Source organism: Bradyrhizobium sp. 142 (assembly GCF_023074015.1).
Lineage (GTDB): Bacteria > Pseudomonadota > Alphaproteobacteria > Rhizobiales > Xanthobacteraceae > Bradyrhizobium.
Genome location: NZ_JADPKQ010000108.1, coordinates 1 through 7,807 on the forward strand (window position 1 = coordinate 1; position 7,807 = coordinate 7,807).

Annotated in this window: 7 protein-coding genes and 3 pseudogenes; 5 read left to right on the forward strand and 5 right to left on the reverse strand. The window is 61.1% G+C overall.

Going from position 1 to position 7,807, the window contains the following annotated elements:
* A partial coding sequence (locus IVA82_RS10675) for an IS3 family transposase (protein ID WP_247493290.1) occupies positions 1–229 on the forward strand: 229 nt, incomplete at its 5' end.
* 441 nt (positions 230–670) lie between these two features.
* On the opposite strand, the gene IVA82_RS10680 is transcribed toward IVA82_RS10675, so the two are convergent.
* Complete coding sequence (locus IVA82_RS10680; RefSeq protein WP_247493291.1) at positions 671–1,132, reverse strand: DUF4157 domain-containing protein; 462 nt, start codon at positions 1,130–1,132, stop codon at positions 671–673.
* Between the two features lie 565 nt (positions 1,133–1,697).
* On the opposite strand from IVA82_RS10680, the pseudogene IVA82_RS10685 reads away from it, so the two are divergent.
* Positions 1,698–1,862: pseudogene (locus tag IVA82_RS10685) on the forward strand (IS66 family transposase zinc-finger binding domain-containing protein); the annotation flags it as partial.
* Between the two features lie 679 nt (positions 1,863–2,541).
* On the opposite strand, the gene IVA82_RS10690 reads toward IVA82_RS10685, so the two are convergent.
* Positions 2,542–2,796, reverse strand: a complete 255-nt coding sequence (locus IVA82_RS10690; protein ID WP_247383381.1) for a hypothetical protein — start codon at positions 2,794–2,796, stop codon at positions 2,542–2,544.
* Positions 2,797–3,717: 921 nt separating this feature from the next.
* On the opposite strand from IVA82_RS10690, the gene IVA82_RS10695 reads away from it, so the two are divergent.
* Positions 3,718–4,092 carry a hypothetical protein gene (locus tag IVA82_RS10695; RefSeq protein WP_247493292.1) on the forward strand — a complete coding sequence of 125 codons (375 nt, stop codon included), beginning with the start codon at positions 3,718–3,720 and terminating at the stop codon, positions 4,090–4,092.
* Between the two features lie 25 nt (positions 4,093–4,117).
* Here the strand turns inward: IVA82_RS10695 and IVA82_RS10700 are convergent, their stop codons facing one another.
* From IVA82_RS10700 to IVA82_RS10715, 3 genes and pseudogenes are all read right to left on the reverse strand, one after another.
* The gene (locus IVA82_RS10700) at positions 4,118–5,287 is read right to left on the reverse strand and encodes a YihY/virulence factor BrkB family protein (protein ID WP_247493293.1); all 1,170 of its coding nucleotides are present in this window, start codon (positions 5,285–5,287) and stop codon (positions 4,118–4,120) included.
* A 690-nt stretch (positions 5,288–5,977) separates the two neighbouring features.
* Positions 5,978–6,335, reverse strand: a pseudogene (locus IVA82_RS10710) (PRC-barrel domain-containing protein).
* A 343-nt stretch (positions 6,336–6,678) separates the two neighbouring features.
* Entirely contained in the window at positions 6,679–6,888 is a 210-nt protein-coding gene (locus IVA82_RS10715; protein ID WP_247493294.1) for a hypothetical protein, read from the reverse strand.
* A 161-nt stretch (positions 6,889–7,049) separates the two neighbouring features.
* Between IVA82_RS10715 and IVA82_RS10720 the strand changes: the two genes are divergently transcribed.
* Together IVA82_RS10720 and IVA82_RS10725 are read left to right on the forward strand one after the other, a co-directional pair.
* Positions 7,050–7,241, forward strand: a complete 192-nt coding sequence (locus IVA82_RS10720; protein ID WP_247493295.1) for a hypothetical protein — start codon at positions 7,050–7,052, stop codon at positions 7,239–7,241.
* Between the two features lie 212 nt (positions 7,242–7,453).
* Positions 7,454–7,711, forward strand: a pseudogene (locus IVA82_RS10725) (transposase); the annotation flags it as partial.
* Between the last annotated feature and the right edge of the window lie 96 nt (positions 7,712–7,807).

Consider the following 7,807-nt stretch of genomic DNA (forward strand, 5'->3'; position numbering starts at 1 on the left):
ATTTCATTTCACCCCGACAAGCGCGTCCTGGCTCAATCAGGTCGAGGTATGGTTCTCGATCTTGCAAGGGCAGTCGCTCAGCGGTGCTTCCTTCACAAGTCTCAAACAGCTCCAGGAGCACATCGATGCCTACATCAACGCATATAATGACAAAGCTCAACCCTTCGTCTGGACCAAGAAAAAGGTCCGTCAACGCCGGTTCAAAGGCCGCCGTATCACTCACCTATGATTCCGGGTACTAGGCTGGAAACGCTTGCGCCCCGTGCATCTAGCCAGGACCCGCCGACCTCTTCAAACGAGCCATCGATCGGCTCCTGGCCCGGACTCCTAGGCACTCCGGGCCCGCCTGTTGAAGACCTGCGTCAGGTTCGCGGTACATCAACACCAGCGGCTCATTTGCCGGTGGCGGAACCGTGGACGCAATGTCTAAAAGCGAACAGAACTGACTGCCCAATTTCCCTACCGTCGGGATGCTTGGCGAATCCGGCAAGCACCTCCAGCGGCCCCGGCCTCAGATCCCCAGAAACCCCACGGCCGGGGCCGTTTTTTCGAGGCGATGCTCGGGCGTCATTCCCCGACGTCGTACTCGCTCTCCGGAGTAGCGCCGGAAAGACACAAAGGAGGCGCTTAGCGCCCCCTAGCGCATGCAAGAATCCAAGCCGGCGACAGCTTATCCCCAAACAACCTGTCCGTTTACAACCTGACCATTGGGAAAGGTGTGCCAGCACGGCGTGCCGGCAGGCGCATTAAGAGCCGGGTCAGGGCCAAACGAGCCGGCAGACGTGGCACAGTATGGCATCGGGCCCTGCGAGGCGGGGCCATGACCTACCGTTCCGGAATTGTAGTTGTTCGCTGCCCAAGCCTGATACCCATCGCCTTTTGAATAAGCAGGATCTTCAACACCGTGCCAATTGCGAGTGTATTGCACAGCAAAGCTGTGAACACCCCATGCCGCATATTGATCAACGTGCGTCAACTCGTGAGCCCAGATGGACGGATCAGCAGCCTCACTGGGACCACGGAAAACCACGACATCAATTAAGGTAACGGCCGCTGCAGCACCTCCTTGCTCTAAAAGATGCGCGAGATCGGCAAAACCGTTGTCGCCGATCTTGTACCGCACCCGATTCATCGAGTCCTCGCTTGCATACCCCGTTAGCTATTGCCTGATCTCTGGAGGAATTGGAGTTGCGCCGTTGATCGCCGTATTGTGCGAGGAGATGATCGCTTGTTCGAGCGCCGGTCCACTCAAGACACTTGCTTGGAGTTCACACGTTGTGCCATCGGTGCACGCCTCCATGCACGGGAGCTCTAATTGGCAAGAAGCGTGCCGAGGTGCCCCCTGAAGAGGATGGATTTTTAACGCAGATCGGAGGGGGCAGCGCGGCCGGCCTGGTCCAGCTCGACCAAATAGGCGAGCACCAAATCTCCAGTCTAACCTTGTAGATCAGCGTCCCGGCACACCTAGGTCTCGATTTCGTCGGCCCACTTTTAACTTGGCCGTCGAAGTGCACAGCGGAACGCGGTTCGATGTGAGTGCAATCAAGTCGGCGCGGAGCCAGTCCTCCTTCCATAGTTCGGAAGCTTCTTTAGAATTCTTAGCTTCGGAGGATCCGTCCGCTGAAGCCCACTGAAGGCCGCCTTGCGGAGTGAGGCGTGTTTTTGAGAACTGTTCTTATGGACAGTGATATCCGGTGCCTGCGACCTGCACATGGTGCGGCGACAACCGATTGCGCAAGCTCGGCGAGGATGTGACCGAGACGCTGGAGCTCATCCCGCGCCAGTGGAAGGTGATCCAGCACGTGCGCGAGAAGCTGGTCTGCCGGGCCTGCGAAGCGATCACCCAGCCGCCGGCTTCTTTCTGAACTTTCCCAGCTCGAAGCCCTTCGCAACGGCATGCTCGAAGTTGAGCAAAGAAGGATTGTCACGGCGCACCGAAGGTGGAGAGGATCAGTCAGGAGAGCCGTTAAAGTCCGCCGGCGCCGTTAGCCGCACGTCGTCGGGCCATTGATCGACCAGGGCCGGCTGGTAGTGGGTCAGTTTAATTGTGGCAGGACAACTGGCTTGAATCTGGGTGACATGGGCGCATACTTGAAAGGTGTTAGAACAGCGACCAACGTTCGGAGCGCGGAAAAATCCTGGGCTTGGCTGGGGGGTTGATATTCTGTGGCCCGATGGCGAAACGGAAGTAATCAAGGGTTTTACTACGGAGAGCGACGCAGTTAAGTGGATTGCTGAGCACGAGTACGCAAAGGCGGGGCACGAAAACAAATTGTCGACATCGCAACGGGGGCCGCCTCGAGCTTGATGTTGTGGCAGGACCGGTAATCCTGGCAGAAGAGGATCAGCCCGCGGACGCCCTCCGCTCGCATCTTGCCCTGCGTGATCTTCACGGGGCGTCCGTCGGGATGTGTAGGCGTGAGGCGCTTAACTGGACGAGGCATGCTGCGATCAAAGCAGCGTCCTAGCACCGCGCAAATTATCCATTCCTAGGGGCTCGGAACGGCGACGCGCTACTGCGTGGCCTTGGGTGTGGAAAAGTCAGCCTGACTTCGGCAACGTGAGTCCCGCGTTCACTAGATAGTGGAGGAAATCCTTTCCGATCTCTGAAACCTTAACCAGCGTTTTTCCGGAAGTATCTTTTTCTAGCTGCGTCAGACCCGTATTGGCAGGCCACTGCAGCCAGTTCTCAAAATCGAACGTTTTGTAGATCCCGGGATAACTACCTTTTGCAAGCTCGTAGATAACTCTGGCGGCATCGATATCGACGGGAGTAGGCGCGTTTGCCTGCAGCAACAGTGTAATCTGAGATCCCAAGATAGCCCGATATGTAGCTTCATGGGCTCGTTCCAGACGAGCAATAGCTATTCCGCGGATCAACCATGCTCGCTTGATCTCGTCTGATGCCTTCGAAGAGGTGATTGCTGAAAGGATGGATTGTTCGATTGCCTGGACCGCGGCGGACGCAGGCGGAGGAGGGCCGTCGGCTGTCTGGGTTTGCTCTATTGGCTTTGCTCAGTCGTCTTCAGCTGTTGCTGCTCACTCGCGAGAGTCGCAGGCTCGGCGAAGTCTAGGGAGCGACCGCCGGCGGCGGCACGACGTATGCAACCGCTGGCCACTTGAGGATCTCGGCCAATTTCAGAAACTCGTCGAACGACATGTGCTTCCTCCGAACAAGCAGACGCTTCCACGGCTCTGTGAATCTGCGAACCGCGGAAACTGTTTATTCCCGATTCCCACAGGGTTGCGCGAGCTCTTCGACGTTGGCGGCAACCGGCAGCGCGCTGCCGCACCAGCTTGACGATGGCTGTGAGCTTGGACTCTGATCGACTGCATGGGCCGGGATCAGCACATCATCGACGAGCTCAAACGGTTCGAACAGCTTTGCCTGGGCTTGGCGGAGGAGAGCAGGGTGCCGGGAGAGGCCGGCGTACTGCGGGAGCGCGAACTACCGTAGAGAAGCGGTGCTGCGAGGCACCGTAGTTCAGACCGTAGATCGCGCAGGACGCAACCAAAAAAAGGCGTGCGATATCAGCGGGGTTGACAGGACACCCCTGCAGCGCCAAGCCGATCGCGAGCGACGTGGCGCCGAGAACGGCGACGAGGCTCGCCGTCTGGATTCCGAATAGCTGCAGCACCGCGATCCCGACCACGACGAGCACGGCGTAGCGCGCGAAGCTCGCCGCGAACACGGTGACGAGTGCGTCGATGCGATGGGTGACCGGTCAGCAGCCGGCTGACGAACCGCTGCGCCAGACCCGACAGGTACCAGCCGACGATCAGCAGGACGGCCGCGTAGATGGCGTTCAGGCCGCACAGCACCAGCGAGGCCTTGAGGGTCTCGAAATTGATGGTCATGCGAGCTCCGAGGCAAACAGCCGTAGAAACGCCTTTCCGGCGCAATCGTTCCGTAGCAAGATCGCGCTGATCGGCGCGGCGCTGCTGCTGCTCGTCGTATTATCGGCAGCCGCCGTCGTGGATGGCACCCGGGTGCTCTCGGTATCGCCGACGTCGCCGGCCATCGCGCAAGACGTCGGTCAGCTCGCGCGGCGAGCCGGTCAGGATGTTCCGCGAGTGACGGCGCGGCGGTGAAGAGCGCGCTGCGACCAGAGACGCCTTAGCTGCGCGCTGGGCCGACTGTATCGGCCATTCTGGCGCCGCGCGTCCCCATCGGCTTCGGCGAGCCGGTCGTCGTATCGCGCGCGGTCTGATGTTCCATCTCGGCGTCCAGCTCGGCTCCGAGCAGGATCACGATGGCCGAGATCCAGAGCCAGGTCATGAAGCCGATCACCGCGCCGAGCGAGCCATAGGTCTCGTTGAACTTGCCGAAACTGGCCGCATACCAGGAGAACAGCACGGAGGCCGCGAGCCAGAGCACCGCGGCCACGGCGCTGCCCCAGGTGATCCAGCGCCAGCGGGGTGCTTCGCGGCTCGGCCCGTAGCGGTAGATCAGCGCCAGCGCCAGCGCGACCGCGACGAACATCGCGGGCCACCGGGCGATGCGCAGCATCAGGTCGGCGAAATTCGACAGCCCGATGAAGTTGAGCGCGACCGGAATGACCACGACGGCGCCCAGCGCCGCCAGCACGAACACGATCCCGGCGAGCGTAAAGGACAGCGAGACCGCGTTCAGCGTCAGAAATCCTCGCTTCTCCCGCTCGCCGTAGACAATGTTCAGGGTATCGAACAGCGACTTCATCGCGGCGTTGGCGCTCCAAAGGGAAATCCCGAGACCGATGACGAAGGTCGCCCCTAGCGTCCCGCCGCCCTTCGAGGCGACCCGCGTGAGCTGGTCCCGGGCGACGTCCACCGCGCCGCCGGGCAGGACTCCGGAGAGCTGGTCCAGATGTCTGGCAATCGCTGTCGGATCGGAGAACATGCCGTAGATCGCGACCAGGGCCGCAAGCGCGGGAAAGATCGCCAGCAGGCTGTAGTAGGTCATGCCCGCGGCCAGCGCCAGGACGCGGTGCTCGGAAATGTTGGAGTAGACCCGCAGCAGAATGTCCTTCCATCCGCGCGCCGGGATCTCGGAGGGCGAGCTCGCCTGCCGGCCGCGGTCGTTTTCGCCTACCGCCTCGGGAGCAGCCTTGTCGCGGGACCCGTTTCGCAATGGGTTTCTTCTGCCGGCGGTGTCGATATGGCGGCGTTCTTCCGGGAGCAGTACGGCAGTCAGGGCCGCTGTCATCAGGAGAGCCACCGCCGAGATGACGGTCCACTTGTCCGGCGGAGCCGACCGTTCCCGCTCGGCGGCTGCAACGTGCCTTCCAATCTTGGCTGCGGTCGTCATCAATTGGCTCGGCTGGTGCCCCACGCCTGCCCGGTCGGGCAACAGCCGTCGTGGCGGAACGTTCCCATCCGTCCGAACCAGCTAGGGCGACGGGCCGCCGGCGTTGAGAAGCTGGGAAACCGCGGTGACGAGCTGAGCCGGTGCGAACGGCTTCGTGAGAAGGATGCTGTTGGGCACGCCGAACCTGGCCCAGTCCTCCGCGGCCGTCCCGGTCATGTACACGACGGGAAAGGCCGGGTCGCGCTCTCTGGCGATGCGCGCGAGGTCCTACCCGGGGCATGGCACCCCTGACGTTCACGTCGGCCACCAGCGCCCGGAAACTGGCGACCTCGCCATGGAGAAGTGTGATCGCGTCCTCAGCCGAGGAAAGGATTTCCGGGAGAAAGCCGCCTTCGCTCAGTGCGTCCTCGAGCATCTCCCGCACCAGGAGGTCGTCCTCCGCAATCAGAATCTTGAGCGCTTCGTTCAAAAGACTGTCCTCACTCGAGACTCTACTCGACCGAGAGCGCTGTTGTTCCTTTAGAATCGTCGTAAGTGCTGCACACGATCAATCCGCCGCCTCCACGATCTCTGGCGGTTGCGCCGCGTAGTAGTCGCGGCCTCGGAACGGCGCCTAGGCGTGCATCAGTTTGCCCGGGACGAGCCGTCGCCGTGGACACGGGACCTCGGCCATCCGTCGCCTGGCATCGATTAGAACCCGGAATAGTAGTCGTTCACGACTCTCGCCCGTCCGGGGTCATCCCAATTCCAGTCGTTGTCGTTGCCGTACTTCGGCGCTCCCTGCAGCCGTTCTGCGTTTGAGATTCGTCCGATATCCGCCAAGGCCCGTATCGTACTTCAAGGATTGCCATGGCAGCGCGTAGTGATCGTCGCCGATCCCCAGGAAGCCACCGAAGCCAAGAACCGCATACGACACTTGGCCGCTGATTTTGTCGATCATCACGCGTTCGATCGAGCCGATCTTCTGGTCGTCGGCGCCGTACACTGCGGTGCCCTCGACCTTATCGCTGCCGATCAGCGTTCCTGTTTCGCGCCTTTCCGTTTCCATCGTCTCCTCCTTTTGGCAACAGATGCAAGATCAACAGATGCAAGATCAACAGATGCAAGATAATGGAGGGCGACGGATGCTCGTTCCTCCTCGATTGCCAACCGCGCGAAGGCGAAAAACGACGGTCCGCACGCCGATTGAGCCGGGCTTCGTGCGGCGCGAAAGGGTGTCCGACGCCCGTCCCATCTAGATTTGAATGCCTAGGGTCCGAGTGCAAATTGTAGAGCCACCACGCACCCGCCGGCGAGGAGGCAGGAAATGACTTCCAGGGTCCAGTCCGGTCTCGAACTCCCACCAGCCACGCGTCCGATGAATTCAATCGCCTTTCTCAAATCGAGCCTCATCAATCATCGTCGGGCGGAAGCCGCTCGAGATAGTTTATCCCGGTGTATGTGAGCTCGTCGGTGTCGATCTCGCGCGTTTCCCGACTCCGCTGCGGGTGCCGCTCGAGCAAACATCGGCGTCCGTCCGCTGGATCGACGTCATCGTGCATGCTCAGATACAGCGTCCACGCCGTGTCGACTGCCCGCCTCAGGGTGGGGTCTTCCGCCATCGACAAGCCTCCAGCAAAGCTGGTCCGTATCGGGGGCCAACTCCTCCTCCTGGCCAATGTTTCCGGCTTTTCCCGACCGCCTCTTCAAATTCGAAGCTCATCGCGAGGACGCTAGGAACGTCGCGGCCTTCTGCCGAATTGGTTTGCGTTGGAGCCAGAACATGAACAGCCCGGACCATGATGCCTTGTTTCGCGCGGTCGTGGACGCTCGACGGGTTCTCAGCGAGGACCAGATGGGCTCTCTGGATCCCGTAGAGACCTTGCGACGGCTGCGGGCCGTGCTCGACGGCGACGAATTGGTCCACGCCCTGGATCGGTTGAACCGTCAACAGGTGTCTCGGCTGGAGCGCTGAGCTCCGCGAAGAGGGCCGAAGTCGCCTTACAGCGCGCTGAGATCGTCCGGCACCTCGCCGAACTTCCGGATTACCTTGGCGTCGCCGAAGTCCCCGCTCGACGGATCTCCCGTCCGGCTGAAGGTAGAGCCGGCTCCGGAAATCTGAACAGGACGATAAGTGGAGTTTCTGCCTGACGGCGGGCAAGATTGGCCCGCGAATCAGGAGAGACGATGAGCAGACGAGCACGCCGGAATCACTCACCGGCCTTCAAGGCGAAGGTGGCGCTGGCAACCATCAAGGGCGACCGGACGGTAGCCCAACTGGCCGAGCATTTCGACGTTCACCCCAATCAGATTACGGCGTGGAAATCGCAGCTTGAGGGCAATGCTTCCGGGATTTTCGGACCAGGGGGCGGGCCGCCGGCCGCCCCTGCAGTCGATGTGAAGTCGCTGCATGCCAAGATCGGAGAGCTGACGCTGGAGAACGATTCCTAAGAAACGGCAGCAACTACTTTCGGCTCCAAGGGCTGGAGAACAAAGCCGAATGCCTTGGCACGCCGATGCAAATTGTTGACCACTCGCGTC

What these genes read in the sequence shown, in the direction of transcription:
- IVA82_RS10720 (WP_247493295.1), top strand. Translation starts at nt 7,050, where the DNA reads ATGAACAGCCCGGACCATGATGCCTTGTTTCGCGCGGTCGTGGACGCT.
- IVA82_RS10680 (WP_247493291.1), bottom strand. Translation starts at nt 1,132, where the DNA reads ATGAATCGGGTGCGGTACAAGATCGGCGACAACGGTTTTGCCGATCTC.
- IVA82_RS10700 (WP_247493293.1), bottom strand. Translation starts at nt 5,287, where the DNA reads ATGACGACCGCAGCCAAGATTGGAAGGCACGTTGCAGCCGCCGAGCGG.
- IVA82_RS10715 (WP_247493294.1), bottom strand. Translation starts at nt 6,888, where the DNA reads ATGGCGGAAGACCCCACCCTGAGGCGGGCAGTCGACACGGCGTGGACG.